Below are 16,593 nucleotides of genomic sequence, written 5' to 3' on the forward strand. Positions count from 1 at the left end.
TGAGTCATGGGGAACGGCCGGGACCCTGGAGCGGGTCAGACCGACTTGGTGAGGCGCATCAGCTGCCAGACGGCGCCGGGGCTCACCCGGCCCTGGAAGGCCAGGTACTCCGGTTCGATGAGCTGTGGGCGCCATTTGAGCTTGAAGGACTCCTGGGCGGCCGCCGGATAGACGGCGCGCCCCTTGGCCGCCAGCACCTCGACGCAGCGGTGCAGGAAGGCGCTGGTCGGGCCGGGTGCGGCCGTGTCCGGGCCGAGCTGGACGAACGGGGTGAAGCCGAGGTGCAGCCAGCCGCAGCCCTCGTCCTGGAACTGGCGCAGGGCGGTGGCGAACAGCAGCTCCACCGTGCCGGGCGGTGCGTCCGGGAGCCTTCGTGTGAGGTCGTACAGCCAGCCGGCGTGTTCGCCGAAGACCGGTGAGTACGACACGTAGCCGACCGTCCGTCCCTCGTGGACGGCGGTGAACAGGCGCCGGTGCGGTGCGCCGGGGCCGCCGCGTTCGCCGATCAGGAACTCGAGTTCCTTGACGTGCCGGCCCTTGGCGCGCAGCCAGGCGGTGTCCACGGCGTCGAGGGCCGCGGTGACCTTCGCGCCGTCCCGCTCCTCGGCGGGCACCTCGGTGACCGAAACCCCTTCTCTGCGGGCCCGGTTGACCATGTTGCGCACCTTGACCATGCGCTGTCCGCCGAGGCTGTATCCGTCGAGCGCGATGCTGAAGGAGGCGCCGAACTGGTTGACGACGAAGCCGTGTCCGGCGTGCAGTTCGGCCTGCGGGCGGGAGAGCTGGACGGCGGCGACCCGGCGTCGCTCGCGGCCGGCCCGTGCGAGCAGCGCGGTCAGCAGGCTCGGCCGGTCCTCCACCGCGCATACGGGCCCGCCCAGTTGGAACAGGTGCCGTCGGCCGGCCTGCCGGTACGGGACGAAGCCGTCGACACCGTCCGTGCGGAAGCGGCGGTTCCCGCTGTTCATCGCGAGGAAGGCGCTGCTGTGGCTGCCGTACCGGCGCAGCATCTCGTACGCCTCCGTGTCGGCCGGCGCCTGTGCGGCGCTCACCGCACCGCCGCCTGGTGCCAGGGGACGGTGGCGAAGTCCCGCAGCGGTCCCTGCACGGCGGGGTGCGGAACCGGCTCGAAGGACACCGTGAAGGACTTGGCGAAGTTGCCGAACAGCGCCCGGTCCCCGAAGAGATGGATGGGCAGGACCAGCAGCGCCCACTCCCAGCCGTACGCCAGGACCCAGGCACCGAGGACCGCGCCCTGCACGCTCAGGCTGTGCATGGTGTTGTAGAGCACGTAGTAGACGCGGGAGACCTGCTGGTCGGGACTGCGGTGGTAGGCGAGCGCGCCCGGCAGATAGCCGATGACGTCGACGTAGACGAACAGGACGACGGCGACCCACCAGCGCACCTCGGCCAGGTGCGCGAGGAAGAATCCCGCGGCCACCAGGAGCCCGAGCAGGTATTCCAGGCGCAGCAGCCGGTAGGTGGTGGGGGTCTGGCAGAGATTGTGGCCGTCCACGGTCACCGCCCGCCGACCGGGTTCGTCCCGCCGTCCGAGGCCGTCCCGTCGTCCGGGGTCACCCCGCCGTCCGAGGTCGCGCCGCCGTCCGGAATCGTCGCGGTGACCAGGATCATGCTGTCCTTCTCGCCCCCCGAGAACGCGGCCAGATGCGGGGCGAAGCGCTCGACGGCGTACGGCAGGGCCAGCAGGTCCGCGACGCGCGCCTGCCAGCCGTAGCCGCTCCACCACCGCTCCGCGTCCGCGAGGTGCCACACCCAGGGTGTCCCCGTGCCGGACAGGGCCTCCAGCCAGGGCTTCACGAAGGGCGAGTCGGCGGTGTCGGCGTTGAGACACTCGGCGCCGAGGCTGCTGCCCGGTGCGGAGAGCGCGCTCACCGTGCCGATCAGTCGCTCCACCGCCTCCGGTGCCAGGTAGAAGAGCAGCCCCTCGCACAGCCAGGCGGTGGGCCTGCCGGGGTCGAACCCGGCGGCGAGCAGCGCGCCGCGCCAGTCGCCCAGCAGGTCGGCGGCGACCGTGGTGCGCCGGGCGGTGTCCGGCGTACGTCCGTCGACGACCCGTGCCTTGAAGGTCTGTACGGCCGGCAGGTCGACCTCGAAGACATGGGTTCCGGCGGGCCAGTCGAGCCGGAAGGCACGGGTGTCGAGCCCCGCTCCCAGCAGGACGACCTGCGCGCGTCCCTCCCGGGTCGTGGCGAGCAGGTGGTCGTCGAAGAAGCGGGTGCGGACGGCCAGCCAGTCGGGCAGCACCTTCTGCAGGACGCCGGCTCCCGGCGGGGCGCCGGCCGCCCCGGCGGCGTTCAGGAACTCGCCCGCGAGCCGGTCGTCGAAGAGGGCGTCCGCCCGCGTGGATTCATGGGCCCGCATGCGGACGGTCCACAGGGCCGTCTCCGAGACCCCGTCCAGGGCGCCGGGAGCCGCTTCGCGCTGAGCGTCGTGTTGCTGCATGGGCATGGGTGATTCCTTTGTGCGTGCGGTTGACATGGGCTGTGGATGGGGCGGATCGCTGAGGGTGGATCGGATGGCGGGCGGGTCAGCGGGGCGTGCGGCGGCGGTCGAGGAACAGGGCCGCGGCGCCCAGCGCCATGAGCCCGCGCGAGGGTGACCAGGGCCGCTGTCCGCCCATGGACGAGGGCGTGTGCGGCTCGTGGAGCTGGAGCGCGAACTGGCGGTTGGCCGCGTCGGAGAGCAGCCCGCGCCACTGTTCGGGGGCGGACGCGGCGGCCGAGAGGAGGTCCATCGTGTTGCGGGCGGCCTGGTCCACGGAGAAGTACTCGCGGATCAGGGCCAGGATGATCCCGCGCGCCTCCGCCTTGAAGACCTCCGCGAGGGCGATGTCCGGCGCGAGACAGCGCACCGAACCCTCCAGGTTCGCGAAGGACTTGCCGAGCAGGGAGATGGCGGGCGCCGAGCCGATGCCCCGCCGGGTCGCCTTCTCCAGGACGGTGGTCAGGGACACCCCGAAGTTGATGTCCTCCAGGGAGGCGGTGGCGACCTTGGGGACCAGCGCGGCCATGTCGGCGGCGAACGCGGGCAGGTTCGACCAGGCGGTGACCCGGCCCATGTCGGCCCACGCGTGGGCGAGACCGTGGCCGTCGTTCTGCGCGATGGCCATGAGCAGAGGCAGCAGCTGGAGGCTGGTGCGCCGGTCGAGGCGGCCGACCATGCCCCAGTCGATGAGGGTGGCCGGGCCGCCGGGCAGTGCGAAGACGTTGCCCGCGTGCGGGTCGGCGTGGAACATCCGGTCGACGAAGTACCCGCGGTACATGAAGCGCAGCAGGTCCTTGCCGATGTCCGTGCGCTCCCGGTCGCTGAACGAGCGGCGGTCGAGATGGCGCACGGAGGTGCCCGGTGCCAGTGACTGGATCAGCACCTTGGGGGTGGCGTGGACGACCCGGGGCACGGAGAGCGACGGGTAGCGGCGGATGTTCTCGCGGGCCTCGTCCATGTTGCGGGCCTCGCCGGTGAAGTCCAGTTCGGGTTCCATCGCGTCGAAGATGGAGCCGAGCATCGCCTCGACGTCGATGACCTCGTTGAATCGGGGTGCGGTACGGGCGACGATCCGGGACGCCTTGCGCATCAGGGCCATGTCCGCGCGGACGGTGTCCCGGATCCCGGGCCGCTGGATCTTCACCACGGCGGACCGGCCGCCGGGCAGGGTCACCCGGTAGACCTGGGCCAGCGAGGCCGCCCCGAGCGGGCGGACCGTCTCGATGTCGTCGAAGCGGCGCTTCCAGTCCAGTCCCAGCTCCTCCTGGAGCACGGGCTCGAAGAGGGCGAAGGGCTGGACGTCGACCTGGTCGTGGAGGTTCTGCAGTTCGCCGATCATGGAGGCGGGCACCATGTCGGGCCGGGTGGAGAGGATCTGGCCGAGCTTCACATAGAACGGGCCGAGGCTTTCCAGGGCGTGCCGCACCGCCTTCGCACGGCGTGCCCCGTCCACGGAGGTGGTCCCGTCCCCGGCGGAGGTCTCGCCTTCCGCCGGGGAGTTCGCGTCGTGCCGGGACCGCCGGCGCTCCCGCGTCACCTGGCCGACCTCGTCGGCGACGAGGCTTCCCAGCACCTTCACAACCAGCCGGAGCCGACTGCCGAGCATGGCACCCATGTGTCACAACCTCCTGTGCCTGACGAGTTCCGTCGGTCATCCGTGCGATCGCCCACGCACGTGGGTCATGCGGCGCGATCACTCACCCGAGGTGAGGCGGTACGCGCCCGGTGAGCCCCGGTTCAGCGGCGGATCAGCCGCTCTTCCTCGCCGCCGGTGCCCGCCCGGCGCCCGCCATGGCGCCGGCCACCCCCTGGACGCCCTCCAGCACGTTCACCAGGGAGGCGACGAGCTCGGAGAGCTGGGCGATCTGCCGGGGCAGCGCGGCCAGGCCCTCCGCCATGTCGGCCGCGCCCGTGACGGCCGAGGCCGCCCCGCCGGCGACCTGTCCGAGCGCGCCCAGCGGATTGGCACCGCCGAGGGCGCCGAGCGGGTTCGCGCCGCCGCCGGTCAGGGCCGCGAGTGGATTGGGCGCCCCACCGCCCAGTGCGGCCAGCGGGTTGGGGGCCGCGCCGGCGAGAGCGGCGAGCGGGTTGGCGGCGCCGAGGCCGGCCGCGGCGTTGGCCGCGTTGGCGAGTGCGGCCACGGGGTTGGCCACACCGCCGAGGGCGGACAGCGCGCTGACCGTCCGCAGCACATCGCCGGGGAGCCCGTTCAGCGCCTGATACGGATTCCCCGGGGTGAGCCAGTCCGAGGAATGCGAATCATCGCCTTTCCGGTCGAGAATTTCGTCGAATGCCTTCTTGGTGCTGTCGGCGATATCACCGATGAAATCCTTGATGGTGTCCTGGGTGTTATTCTTGCTCACGGTCACTACCCTTTCCATCTCATCCGCACTCCCGGAATTCGGGAGCCGTTTTCGTCCCCGCTCCCGGCCTGCGCCGGACGCGGGAGGAAGGCGGAAATCCGTTATGCCGCGGCGCCGTCGAGGGCCCTGGCGCAGACCAGCCGCAGCCGAGCCCGCCCCCGGGTGAACGCGCCTTCGGCCGCCTTGACCGAGATCTGGTGCATGCGGGCGAATTCCAGCGTGGAGATCCCATGGGCGCGGGCGAGGACCACCTGTCGCTCCCGGCCCCGCAGCAGGTGCACCTGGCCGAGCAGCCAGCGCCCGAAGTCCTGGTCACACACGCCTTCGTCCGGCAGCTCGGGTCCGCCGACGTCCGCCGCGCGGCGCAACAGTCGCCGTCTCCGCTCCAGTTCGCGGTAGTGGTCCACACAAAGACGCAGGGCGACCGAGGTCAGAAAGGGACCGATCCGGTCCTGGTCGAGATTGCCGTGGGCCGCCGCTCTGAGCATCGCTTCCTGAACGCAGTCCTCCGCGTCCTGGGCATTCGGCAGCCGGCGGCGGACCAGCCTCATCAGTCGCTCCCGGTGACTGGCGATCACACCCCAGGAGAACTCGCGCCGCACCTCTTCCTGGGACTCGCGGCCCGCTCGATCAATCCCTGGATCGCCGATTCCGCGCTCATCTAAGTGGTCTAGCAATTCCCTGTGATTCATGACCCCGAGCTTGATTCCCTGGTGCGAATCGGAATATTCGCACGGCTTATCCCCACCCGTCGCGAAGGTTCTTTTCCGAGTCAACACACCAACAAACCATAGGGAATACGGACCACTCATCCGCATGGAAAACGGAGGACTGCGTTCCGGCGTACCCCATACCGTGCTACACATTTCATGGATGCATCTGCGGCACCTCACGTCTGCGGAAACGTCACGCCATGAGCGGGGCCGCATCAAAAGGGGGCCGAAATCACATCCGTTTCAGCGGCACGGGGGGCGATCGCGCCAAATTCCCCGACCGCGGACGGACACCCGGGGCCGACCTCGGACCACGGTGAGGGCCCGGGCACGGGCCGGGCCGCCGCGAGGGGCTACCGCCACCCCGAAAGTCGTCGCGGCCGCCTGGCTCGTTCTCGCCGCCGGGCTCGACGCCCTCGCCCCCCTCGGCGGCGCCCCCCAGCGGTCGCCCGCGCGAACCGCCCGGTTGACGATCCCGCGATAAAGAAGGTCATCGGACCGGGCGGGCCGACGGGTGGAGGCGATCGGACAGCCGCCCCACTGATACCCCAGGGGGTAAACTGAACAGCACCACCCCGAGGAGGACCCACCCCATGGCCATGTCCGTCGACGAGGAAGCCAGTACCGCGATCCTCAACCGCCTGCGCCGCGCCCAGGGGCAGCTCGCCGGCGTCATCGCCATGATCGAGGCCGGCCGCGACTGCAAGGACGTGGTCACCCAACTCGCCGCCGTCTCCCGCGCTCTCGACCGCGCCGGATTCAAGATCGTCGCCAGCGGGATGCGCCAGTGCATGGCCGCGGCCGACGGCGAGACGCCCCCGATGTCCGAGGCCGAACTCGAGAAGCTCTTCCTCGCCCTCGCCTGAGCCGGCACGGGAACGACGACACCACAGGAACGACGACTTCACGGAAACGACGACTTCACAGGAACGACGGACATCTCGGGAACGACGACACACCGACGCGACGTGGGCCACCCTGGCGGGTGACCCACGTCGCGGCTGTTGCCGGGGAGGCGTCAGACGGTGTCGATCGGATCGGTCAGCTGGTCGTGACGGCGGTGTCGTCGACGACGAAGCTGGTCTGGAGCGAGGAGTCCTCGACCCCGCTGAACTTCAGGGCGACGGTGGTACCGGCGAACGAGGACAGGTCGAAGGTCTTCTGTGTGTACCCCGTGGCCTTGTTGAGGTTGGAGTACGTCGCCAGCGTGGTGGTGCCCGCGGTGACCGTCAGCTTGTCGTACGCGGTGCTGGTGGTCGTCTCGGCGCTGTCGATGTGCAGGTAGAAGGTGAAGCTGGCCTTGCAGCCGGACGGGATCGTCACCGACTGGGAGAGCGTGTCGGTGTGCGTCGAGCCGTAGCCGTCCAGCCAGGCCTTGTACGAACCGGCGTGCGCCGCCTGGCTGCTGGAGTTGGTGATGACGCCGCTGGTCGCGGTCCAGGTGGTGCTGCCCGACTCGAAGCCCGGGTTGCCGAGCAGCTGGGTCGAGGTGCAGGTGCCGCCGCCTCCGGAGGAGCTGACGGTCCAGGTGAAGGACGCCGTTCCGGTGGCTCCGGTGCTGTCCGTGACGGTGACCGTGCTGCTGTACGTCCCGGCGGTGGTCGGCGTCCCGGTGATCGCTCCGGTGGAGCTGCTGATCGACAGGCCGGTGGGCAGCCCGGTCGCGGCGTAGGTCAGCGTGCCGGTGTTGGTGCTGCTGGCGGAGATCTGCAGGCTCACCGCGGTGCCGACGGTGGAGGACTGGCTGCCCGGGTTGGTGACGGTCACCCCGCTCGACGGCGGCGTGACATGGCTGCCGACGTTGATGCCCGCGAAGGCGTTCGCCACCCCCGCGTACTGGGTGGAGCTGGCACCGTACAGGGCGGTGGCCGCGTTCAGGGCGGCGGTGCGGGCGCCCGCGTAGTTGGTGCTGGACGTCATGTACGACGTCAGCGCCTTGTACCAGATCTGCAGGGCCGCGGCCCGGCCGATGCCCGCGACGGCGACTCCGTCGGAGGTCGTGCTGGTGTACGTGACGCCGTTGATGACCTTGGTGCCGCTGCCCTCGGAGAGCAGGTAGAACATGTGGTTCGCCGGGCCCGAGGAGTAGTGGACGTCCAGGTTGCCGACGCCGGAGTACCAACTGTCCGCGGAGCCGCCGTCCTTGCTCGGCTTGTCCATGTAACGCAGCGGCGTGCCGTCGCCGTTGATGTCGATCTTCTCGCCGATGAGGTAGTCGCCGACGTCGCTGGAGTTGTTGGCGTAGAACTCCACGCCGGTGCCGAAGATGTCGGACGTGGCCTCGTTCAGGCCGCCGGACTCACCGGTGTAGTCCAGGCCCGCGGTGTTCGAGGTGACGCCGTGGCTCATCTCGTGCCCTGCGACGTCGAGCGAGGTCAGGGCATGGGTGCTGCTGGTGCCGTCGCCGTACGTCATGCAGAAGCAGTCGTCGTCCCAGAAGGCGTTGACGTACGCCGTGCTGTAGTGGACGCGCGAGTAGGCGGCGACGCCGTCGTTCTTGATGCCGCTGCGGCCGAAGGTGTTCTTGTAGAAGTCCCAGGTCTCCTGGGCGCCGTAGGCGGCGTCCGCGCCGGCGGTCTGGGTGTTCGAGCCGGATCCGGTGCCCCACGTGTCGTCGGAGTCGGTCATCAACGTGCCCGTGCCCGACGTGCCGTTGTTGAGGCTGTACGTCTTGTGGCCGCCGCGCGTGGTGTCGTACAGCTGGTACGTCGATCCGGACAACGTGGTGTTCAGCGTGACCGTGCCGCTGTACTGCGTGTTGCCCGTGCCGGTCTTGATGCCCTGGTAGCGGTAGAGCTCCTGACCGCTGGTGGCGTCGGTGATGACGTGCAGCTGGCTCGGGGTGCCGTCGTCCTGGAGGCCGCCGATCACGGTCTCCCAGGCAAGCTTGGGGGTGCCGCTGCCGGCCCAGATCACCTTGCGGGCACTGTCGGTGGTGGGCTTCTCGGCGGCCAGGGACTTGGCGGCCTTCAGCGCCTTGCTCGCGGCGGCGGACTTGGTGAAGGTCGCGGTGGTGGAGGCGACCTTGATGGTCCGCTTGTTGTTGAAGGTGCTGCTCACCGTGCCGGCGGCGAGGGAGGCCGGCGGGGTGTGGACGATCACGTCGCCGCCCAGCACCGGCAGGCCGGCGTAGGTGCGCTCGTAGCGGGTGTGGAGCGTGCCGTCCTGGTCCTTGACGACGTCCTTGACGACCAGCTTCTCCTTGGCCCCGAGGCCCAGGGTGCCGGCGGTCGCCGTGGTCTTCTGTGCCGCGCTCTTCAGCAGTGCCGAGTGCTGGGCAGGGGTGAGCTTGGCCTCCAGGCCTCCGGCGCGCAGCGGACTGGGGTGGGGGGCGGCAGGCTTGGCGGTCGCGGGGACCGCCTGTATGCCGACGGCCAGGAACGCGGCGGTGGCCGCCAGCGCTCCGGCCGCGACCGCCTGACGGGGTATTCGTCTCACTCGTACTCCTACTGCTGCGGCCGCGCGTCGACGGCCGGTGACAGACCCGGGCAGACGGGATGTGCTGACCGGGACGAGCTGAGCAGTGCGGGGCCCCTGCGCAGACCGTGTGAGGCCTGTCCGGCAGGTGAGGAAGAAGAATGGCAGCTTGACCTAGACATGTCATGCAGACCGGAGGCAATCGAGGGTTAACCCTCGACGACGTTCACGTGGGGCGCACGGACGAGGTTCACCCGGGGCGCACGGGAGAGCGCCTTCACTCGGATGGCGGCGCCTGGCGGACCTCGCGGCCACCTCGGGTGCGTCCACCTCACCGGCCGCGACTTCGCCGGTGGCGTGACGACGGAGTACGCGAAGACGGAATGGGGATAAGCCCGGAGAGCACGGCATCGCGCCGGACCGTGCCCCAGGGTCGGCATCCCTCCTTGGTAGTACGACCGGGTCGCGCGTCTGCTCCTCAGGGAGAGGTGCGGGTGACCCGTGAGCACGACGCGCGTGAGCGCGGCGGCGTGGAAGCTGGTTGTACGAGTCCGAGGAGGCCGCCATGAACCGCCAGATCCGCATTCGCCCCAGCCGTCGCCCCGCCACCGGGCGCGAGGTGACGATCGACCGCAGGACACCGTCGGGTCGCCTGCTGCCCTACTGACGCGACGGCTGCCCTCCTGATCCGACGGCTGCCCTGCTCATCCGACGGCCTTCCCTAACGATCCGGCCAGTCGGCGTATCCGTTCCACCGCGCGCACGTTGTGGGTGATGACAATGGCCACCAGACTCCACGGCGAGCACTGCGCGCGGATCCGGAAGGGTTGAAAGTATGATCACCCAATGTCTGACATGACCGAGACCACGCCGGGCTGGCTGACGCCCGACGAACTCGAAAGCGCGCGCGCACGCATGCCGATCCTGTACGTCGAGGCCGTGCCGGTCCGCGTCGACGACAACGGCGAAGTCACCAGCATCGGACTGCTGCTGCGCATAGGGCCGGACGGGACGGTCAGCCGCACCGTCGTCTCGGGCCGGGTGCTGCACCACGAACGGGTCAGGGACGCCCTCCTACGCCACCTGGAGAAGGACCTCGGCCCGGTGGCGCTCCCCCGCATCCCGACCTCGCTCCAGCCCTTCACCGTCGCCGAGTACTTCCCCACGGTGGGCGTCACGCCGTTCCACGACCCCCGCCAGCACGCGGTCTCGCTCGCCTACATCGTCCCGGTGACCGGCGACTGCCGCCCCCGGCAGGACGCCCTCGACCTGGTCTGGTTCAGCCCCGAGGAGGCCTCGTCGCCGGCGGTCCTGGGCGAGATGCCGGGCGGCCACGGAGCCCTCCTCAAGCAGGCCCTGGCCCATGTGGGCCGGCTGTCCTGACGAAGGCCTCCGCTAGAGTCGGCGCCGTCCCCGGTCAGACCTGCTGCCGCGGGGGTGGTCCTGCGCTGGGGGATGACGGGCACGATGCGGTTCGAGCGGATGCAACTGGCCGGGTACGAGATCCAGGAGGTCCTGGGCCAGGGCGGGTTCGCCACGGTGTACCGGGCGCGACAGCTGGCCGTGGGCCGCGAGGTGGCGCTCAAGGTGGACAGCAGGGTGCTCGACTCGCCCCGCGACCGGCAGCGGTTCATGCGGGAGGTCACCGCCGCCGGGCAGCTGTCCGGGCATCCGCACGTGGTCCCGGTGTACGACGCCGGGGTATTCGGCGACAACCGCCCGTACATGGTGCTGGAACTGTGCCCCGGCGGCTCCCTGGGTGATCGTCTGCACCTCCAGGGCCCCCTGTCCGTGAAGGAGGCCCGCGACATCGGCGTGGGCATAGCCGACGCGGTGGCCGCGGCGCACACCGCCGGGGTGCTGCACCGGGACATCAAACCCGGCAACATCCTGATCAACCGGTACGGCGGTGTCGCGCTCGCCGACTTCGGCCTCGCGGCCATGCCCCGGCCGGACCGGGAACTGTCGGTCACCCGGGAGGCGTTGACCCCCGCTTACGCTCCGCCCGAGGCGTTCCACCTGGCCGAGCCGACCCCGGCCGGCGATGTGTACTCGCTCGCCGCCACGGTCTACGCCCTGCTGCGGGGCCGCCCGCCGCACTTCCCCGAGGACGGCACCCAGCTCAGTCTCGCGGAACTCATCGTGCGGCACACCTGGCCCTACCCCGACCTGCCGGGAGTGCCTACGGCCCTCAACGAGGTGCTCGGGCGGGCCCTGGTGGCGGACCCGGCGCGCCGGCTGTCCGACGCCGGGGCGCTGCGTGACGCGCTCGCCGCCGTCGACGTGGACAGCGCCGACCGGGTCGGCTCCGGTCCCGTACCCGCCGGCCGGACCACCACCGTCCCCGCGTGGCGGGACACCACGCCGCCGCCCGAGCCCGGTCCGCCGGGCACGACCACCGCCCCGGCGCCGCGGGACCGGGAGAAGAAGACGCGGCGCCCCCGACTGATCGCCGCGGTGGCGGCGGTGGCGGTCTCGGTGAGCGTCTCGGTCGCCGTGATCACCTACCGGGACGGGGGGTCCGGCACCCCCAAGTCCCCCTCGACCGCGTCCCGGCCGTCCGTCACCCCGTCCGCCGTGAACACGGGGTTCGGTGGGGTGTCGACCACCACCCGGGACTGCCCCGGCGCCGAGGTCGACGGCTCGGGCGGCCGGTGCGTCACGACCCCCGAGTGCTGGAGCGGCATCACCGACATCTCGGGGACGATCACCGTCAGCCTCGCGGACTGCCGGGTGAAGCACGTGTGGGAGACCTTCGCCATCGCCCCGCTGCCCAAGGACGGGATGACGAACAACGCCCGGGACCTGATCAAGCACCCCACCGTCAAGGCGCTGTGCTCGCAGGAGGTCATGCTGAAGTCCAGGACGGCCACCGGACGGGCCGTCACCGGCCGGTGGAGCACGGACATCCTGCCGCCGACCGCCCAGCAGTGGTCCGACGGACTGCGCGCCTTCCGCTGTGTCGCCCACGCGGCCACGGAGGACGGGGAGATCACCGACAGCCACTTCGGCTAGGTCCTGTCGTCAAATTCCCGTCGTCCGCCCGGAGGGCGGGCCCTGCGGCGTCATGGGGGTCCCCCCCTGCTCGAGCGGAGTCGAGAGCTTGGGGGAGCGTGCTCTCGGCGTGCCGGGCACAGGCCCTCGTACTGGATGTACTTGGGTCTGTGCCCGGTGCGGCGAAGGGGGTCCCTCCCTGTTCGAGCGAAGCCGAGAACTTGGGGGCGCGTGCATGGCGTCGCGGGGCGGACGGGAATGTGACGACAGGGCCTACGACGAGCCGCTGCCCGGTCGCGTCGTGAACGACGTGACCGGGCAGCGGCCTCAGGACGGCGTTTCCCCCGCCCGCTAGACGGTCACCGGCTGGAGCTTGGCGCGGAAGTGCCGCAGGATCGGGGACTGTTCCACGATCCGGTAGCCGTGCACGGACTCCGCGTTCTTGGCGATGGTCTCCAGGGTTCTGCCGACGTGGTCGTAATGGCTGCGCGTGTAGACGCGCCGCGGCAGCGCCAGCCTCACCAGCTCGTACGGCGGGCTCTTCACGGGGTTCCCGTCCTCGTCCTCCTCGCCGAGGTACAGCGACCCCAGTTCGGCCGACCGGATGCCGCCCTCCAGGTAGAGCCGGCACGCGAGGGCGTGGCCGGGGTACTGGTGGGGCGGTATGTGGGGCAGCAGCCGGCCCGCGTTGAGGTAGATGGCGTGCAGACCGGGCGGCTCGAGGATGTCCACGCCGGCTGCGCGGACCCGCTGGGCCAGGTGGTCGGCGCTCTCCGCCCGCTCGGCGAGGTAAGAAGGTTCGGTCACCTCCTGGAGGCCCTGGGCGATCATGTCGAGGTCACGTCCGGCCAGCCCCCCGTAGGTGGGGAACCCCTCGGTGGCGATGAGGAGGAGTTCACACTTCTGGGCGAGTTCCGAATCGTTCAGTCCGATGAAGCCGCCGATGTGGACGATGCCGTCCTTCTTGGCGCTCATCACACAGCCGTCGGCCAGACGGAACGCTTCTTCGGCGACCTGGCGCGGGGTGCGGTCCTTGTAGGCCGCCTCGTGCCGGGTGACCAGCCAGGCGTTCTCGGCGAACCGGGCGGCGTCCAGGATCAGGGGGACACCGTGCCGGCGGCAGAGTTCGGAGGTCCGCTTCAGGTTCTCCATGGAGACGGGCTGACCGCCACCGCCGTTGTTGGTGATGGTCATGACGACCGCGGCGACACGCGAGCCGGTCGTCTCGGTCAGTCCCCGCTCCAGGGCCTCGAGGTCGATGTTCCCCTTGAAGGGCTCCGAGCTGTCCAGGTTCCGCGCCTCGGCGCAGGGCAGGTCGCGGGCCACACAGCCCGCCAGCTCCACGTTGGCGCGGGTGGTGTCGAAGTGCGTGTTGGACAGGACGGTGTCGCCGGGCTTGAGGAGGTTGGAGAACAGGAGTCGTTCCGCCGCACGCCCCTGGTGGGCCGGCAGGATGTGGCTGAAGCCGGTCAGTTCCGCCACCGTGTCCCGGAAACGGTAGAAGGATCGCGAGCCCGCGTAGGACTCGTCACCGGCCATGCCCACGGCGAGCTGCGCCGAGGACAGCGCACCGGTCCCCGAGTCGCTCAGCAGATCGATGGTCACCTCTTCCGCGCGCAGATCGAACAGGTTGTAGTGCACTCGTTCGAGTGCCGCCTTGCGCTGCTGGGGGGTCGTGAGCGGGATTGGTTCGACGACCTTGATCCTGTACGGCTCCATCCTGATTTCTGCTCCTGCCTTTCCGTTTCCTACTGAGTGGAGGGTCTCGCACGGCTCGGTACCCGCCGTGCGATGGGGGAAGAACGTCTGAGGGGGCGGCTGGGCCGGCAGCGGCGGCCGTACCGCGTACGCCTCCGAGGAGATGTACGCGGTCACACGGGGCGGTCGGCCCCGCTCGTACACCAGCGCCAGATAGGCGATGAGCCCCACGCCGTCGTGCAGCAGCCGTGAGGTGACGGTGGCCAGCGACCGGTCGAGCGCCGCGGTGTCCATGCCGTGTCGGCGCAGCACGGCCACCGCTCGCGCATAGGCCTCCCCGTCGTGCCGGACGTAGTCCCTGACCGGCACGTGGAGGGTGAAACCGCTCGGCAGGCCGGTCCCGGACTCCGTGAAGGAGTGGCAGGAGAGCACGGGGCGCCCCTCCAGCCGTACGCCTTTCCCGGCGCCGGAGTGTTGCGGCGAGCTGTCGAGACCCGCCGCGATCCGCAGGAACTCCCGTACGGTCTCGGGCCGTGGCCCGGGGTCCGTGCGGGGCAGTTCACCCGCGTCGGCGGCGGCCAGGTTCCGATGGGTGACGTAGACCTTCACCCGGGGTGTCTCCCAGTCCCCGAGGTCGAGGGCGAAGAACGGATAGCCGTCGGCCCGGGGCAGCGCGGCGAACGCCTGCCGGTGTCCGAGCCTGTCCAGTGCCTCACGCACCGTCTCGGCGGCCCGGTCCACCCCGGACGCCGCCGGGTTCAGATAGACCTTGACCTTGGGGACTCCGCCGGGCCGCAACTCCAGGGCCAGCCACAGCGCCAGCGGGCCCTCGGGTACCGGCGGGAAGAACAGGTCCTCCAGCCGGTCGAGTTGGTCGGTGGCGAAGCCCCAGCGGTCCGCCATGGCCCGGACCACACGCAGTCCGACGCGCCCGTTCTCCGCCAGGCCTTCCGCGCCGTACCCCGGTTCCAGCAGCACGCGCAGGTTCGGGGGCGCGTCCGGCACGAAGGCGAGGGAGTACTCCACCGGCGTGTGGTCGTCGGACAGGAAACTCGGGTAGGTCGGCGGTTCGTCCAACGGACGCTCCGCGACGGGACCGAGACAGTCGGTCAGGACACGCGCGTAGATCTCGCCGTCGGACGGTTCGAGACCCGTGGCTTGGCACAGTCGGAGTAACTGGTCGGCCACGTAACCGCCGAGCGGTTGCGTTTCCGTGACCGGTCCACCCCCAGTACGGGAGGTGATCATCGGCCCTCCCGGCGGGTGGGCCCGGGAAGGAGGGCAAAAAGATACCCGCCTGTGCGGGCGGGTATCTCGCCATCCGGCTTGTGTGGTGCGACGGGTATGGCGCGGGGGTCGAAGCTCCCTTGGGAGGTCTGCCGTCGGGGGCGGAGCGTGGCTGCGGAGTGCTGTGCTGAAGTGGCGTCTGTGGTCGAGGGCTCCACGACACCTCCTTAACTTGTGATCAACACGATTGCCGCGCTCTTCCCTACCCCCCCGGTTGAATATTGATGCAGTGCGAGGATGTTGGCGGCTGTTGCGTATCTCACGCTTTCCACCAGGACAGGAACGAACTCCACAGCCCGCCACGCTCCTGCTGCCGGCCCTGCCCACCTCCTTGGTCGCTGCGCGCCGTGGTCTCCGGGCGGTGCTGCGGGTCGGGCTGCCGGGCGGCCCGTACGGGGGTGAAACGGGCCGGAAGCGCGGCCAGCGCCCGGTTGAAGGGACCCGGACGCCAGGTCAGACTGTCCTCGGGTACGGCCAGTTCGACGTCGGGCAGCCGGTTGAAGAGGTTCTCGATGGCCGTCACGGTGATGAGCCGGGCGGGGTCCTTGGCCGGGCAGGCGTGCGGTCCCGCGCTCCACGCCAGGTGGGAGCGGTTGCTCGACGCGTGACGGGACGCCGCGAGCGCCGGGTCGGTGTTGGCGGCCGCGAAGCTGACCAGCACGAGGTCGCCCGCCGCCAGCTTCTGTCCCCCGAACTCCATGTCGGCCGCCGGGTAGTGCGGCGCGTAGTTCGCCATGGGCGGGTTCTTCCACAGCGTGGTGTCGATGGCCTCTTCGATCAACCCGCCTGCCGCGTAACGGTCGTTGGTCAGCAGCAGGTGCAGGGTGTTGGAGATGAGGTTGCGCAGCGGCTCCGCACCGGCGCCCAGGAGCAGGACGAGCTGGTGGGCCATCTCCTCGTTGGTCAGGCGCGCCTGATGCTGCATCAGCCAGGAGGTGACGTCGTCGCCGGGCCGGGACCGCTTGAGGGCCACCAGCTCGCCCACGGCCTGACCCAGTACCTCGTTCGCCTTCTCGGCATTCACACCGTCGAAAATGCCGGATATACCGAAGAGGACCCGGTCGCCGATCTCCGCGGGGCAGCCGAAGAGTTCGTTGAACACGAAAAGCGGCAGCAGCTTGGCGTAGTCGTTGAGCAGATCGGCCGAACCACGGGTGTGGAACTGGGCGATGAGGTAATTGGAGACCCGCTCGGCGCTCTGGCTCAGCCAATGCGAATCGACACGCGCGAAGCTGTCCGTGATCGCCTGCCGCAGCCGCATGTGGTCGGCCCCGTCAGTGAACATGGCGTTGGGCCGGTACACCAGAAGCGGAAGCACCGGACTGTCCGGACTGATCTCACCTTCGTTGAAATCCCGCCAGCGGCGCGAGTCCTTCCGGAAGGCACCCGCGTTCTGGAGCAGCTGGAGCGCCGCCGAGTAATCCGTGACAAGAGTCGCCTCGACACCGGGGGCGAGTTCGACCGGAGCGGTCGGCCCGTAGTGACGCATGTACTCGTAATAGGCTTGCGGATCGGCCGCGAACTCCGCCCCGTGCAACGGCACCGGCTCGCCCGTGGCATGAGCCGGGCAGCCGGGTGGTGGCACGGGGGCGGTGGATTCAGTGTTCATGCTTGCT

General features: G+C 70.2%; 12 protein-coding genes. 3 read left to right on the forward strand and 9 right to left on the reverse strand.

All coding sequences use genetic code 11. The features are described 5' to 3' along the window. Nucleotides 1-35: 35 nt before the first annotated feature. The 6 genes from AQJ27_RS03025 to AQJ27_RS60725 form a co-directional block, all read right to left on the reverse strand. Nucleotides 36-1,052, reverse strand: coding sequence for a bifunctional lysylphosphatidylglycerol flippase/synthetase MprF (locus tag AQJ27_RS03025; RefSeq protein WP_341866057.1), 1,017 nt, complete (start codon nucleotides 1,050-1,052; stop codon nucleotides 36-38). Next, complete coding sequence (locus AQJ27_RS03030; RefSeq protein ID WP_067362687.1) at nucleotides 1,049-1,516, reverse strand: hypothetical protein; 468 nt, start codon at nucleotides 1,514-1,516, stop codon at nucleotides 1,049-1,051. Before AQJ27_RS03030 ends, AQJ27_RS03025 begins: the two co-directional genes overlap by 4 nt. 2 nt (nucleotides 1,517-1,518) lie before the next feature. Beyond that, nucleotides 1,519-2,469, reverse strand: coding sequence for an SAM-dependent methyltransferase (locus tag AQJ27_RS03035; RefSeq protein ID WP_096239640.1), 951 nt, complete (start codon nucleotides 2,467-2,469; stop codon nucleotides 1,519-1,521). Between the two features lie 79 nt (nucleotides 2,470-2,548). Next, a complete protein-coding gene (locus AQJ27_RS03040; protein ID WP_067361163.1) occupies nucleotides 2,549-4,120 on the reverse strand; it encodes an ABC1 kinase family protein in 1,572 nt (523 codons plus the stop codon). 133 nt (nucleotides 4,121-4,253) lie between these two features. Further along, nucleotides 4,254-4,868 (reverse strand): hypothetical protein, encoded by a 615-nt coding sequence (locus tag AQJ27_RS03045; protein ID WP_235613403.1) that lies wholly within the window; start codon nucleotides 4,866-4,868, stop codon nucleotides 4,254-4,256. 101 nt (nucleotides 4,869-4,969) lie between these two features. Continuing rightward, on the reverse strand, nucleotides 4,970-5,470 hold the full coding sequence (locus AQJ27_RS60725; protein ID WP_257036914.1) for an RNA polymerase sigma factor: 501 nt from the start codon (nucleotides 5,468-5,470) through the stop codon (nucleotides 4,970-4,972). A gap of 710 nt (nucleotides 5,471-6,180) precedes the next feature. On the opposite strand from AQJ27_RS60725, the gene AQJ27_RS03055 reads away from it, so the two are divergent. Continuing rightward, nucleotides 6,181-6,447, forward strand: a complete 267-nt coding sequence (locus AQJ27_RS03055; RefSeq protein ID WP_067362692.1) for a metal-sensitive transcriptional regulator — start codon at nucleotides 6,181-6,183, stop codon at nucleotides 6,445-6,447. Nucleotides 6,448-6,622: 175 nt separating this feature from the next. Here AQJ27_RS03055 and AQJ27_RS03060 read toward each other — a convergent pair whose 3' ends face one another. After that, nucleotides 6,623-9,019, reverse strand: a complete 2,397-nt coding sequence (locus AQJ27_RS03060) for a M4 family metallopeptidase (protein WP_067361168.1) — start codon at nucleotides 9,017-9,019, stop codon at nucleotides 6,623-6,625. A gap of 834 nt (nucleotides 9,020-9,853) precedes the next feature. Here AQJ27_RS03060 and AQJ27_RS03065 point away from each other — a divergent pair. Both AQJ27_RS03065 and AQJ27_RS03070 read left to right on the forward strand, forming a co-directional pair. After that, nucleotides 9,854-10,381: an NUDIX hydrolase family protein gene (locus AQJ27_RS03065; protein WP_060899080.1), complete on the forward strand. Its 528-nt coding sequence runs from the start codon at nucleotides 9,854-9,856 to the stop codon at nucleotides 10,379-10,381. Nucleotides 10,382-10,465: 84 nt separating this feature from the next. Beyond that, on the forward strand, nucleotides 10,466-12,013 hold the full coding sequence (locus AQJ27_RS03070) for a serine/threonine-protein kinase (protein ID WP_244313860.1): 1,548 nt from the start codon (nucleotides 10,466-10,468) through the stop codon (nucleotides 12,011-12,013). Nucleotides 12,014-12,343: 330 nt separating this feature from the next. Here the strand turns inward: AQJ27_RS03070 and AQJ27_RS51730 are convergent, their stop codons facing one another. After that, nucleotides 12,344-14,938, reverse strand: coding sequence for a tryptophanase (locus tag AQJ27_RS51730; RefSeq protein WP_079064748.1), 2,595 nt, complete (start codon nucleotides 14,936-14,938; stop codon nucleotides 12,344-12,346). A 298-nt stretch (nucleotides 14,939-15,236) separates the two neighbouring features. Beyond that, nucleotides 15,237-16,586, reverse strand: a complete 1,350-nt coding sequence (locus AQJ27_RS03080; RefSeq protein ID WP_067361171.1) for a cytochrome P450 — start codon at nucleotides 16,584-16,586, stop codon at nucleotides 15,237-15,239. Between the last annotated feature and the right edge of the window lie 7 nt (nucleotides 16,587-16,593).

The sequence above is a fragment of the Streptomyces olivochromogenes genome, assembly GCF_001514115.1.
Taxonomy (GTDB): Bacteria; Actinomycetota; Actinomycetes; order Streptomycetales; family Streptomycetaceae; genus Streptomyces; species Streptomyces olivochromogenes.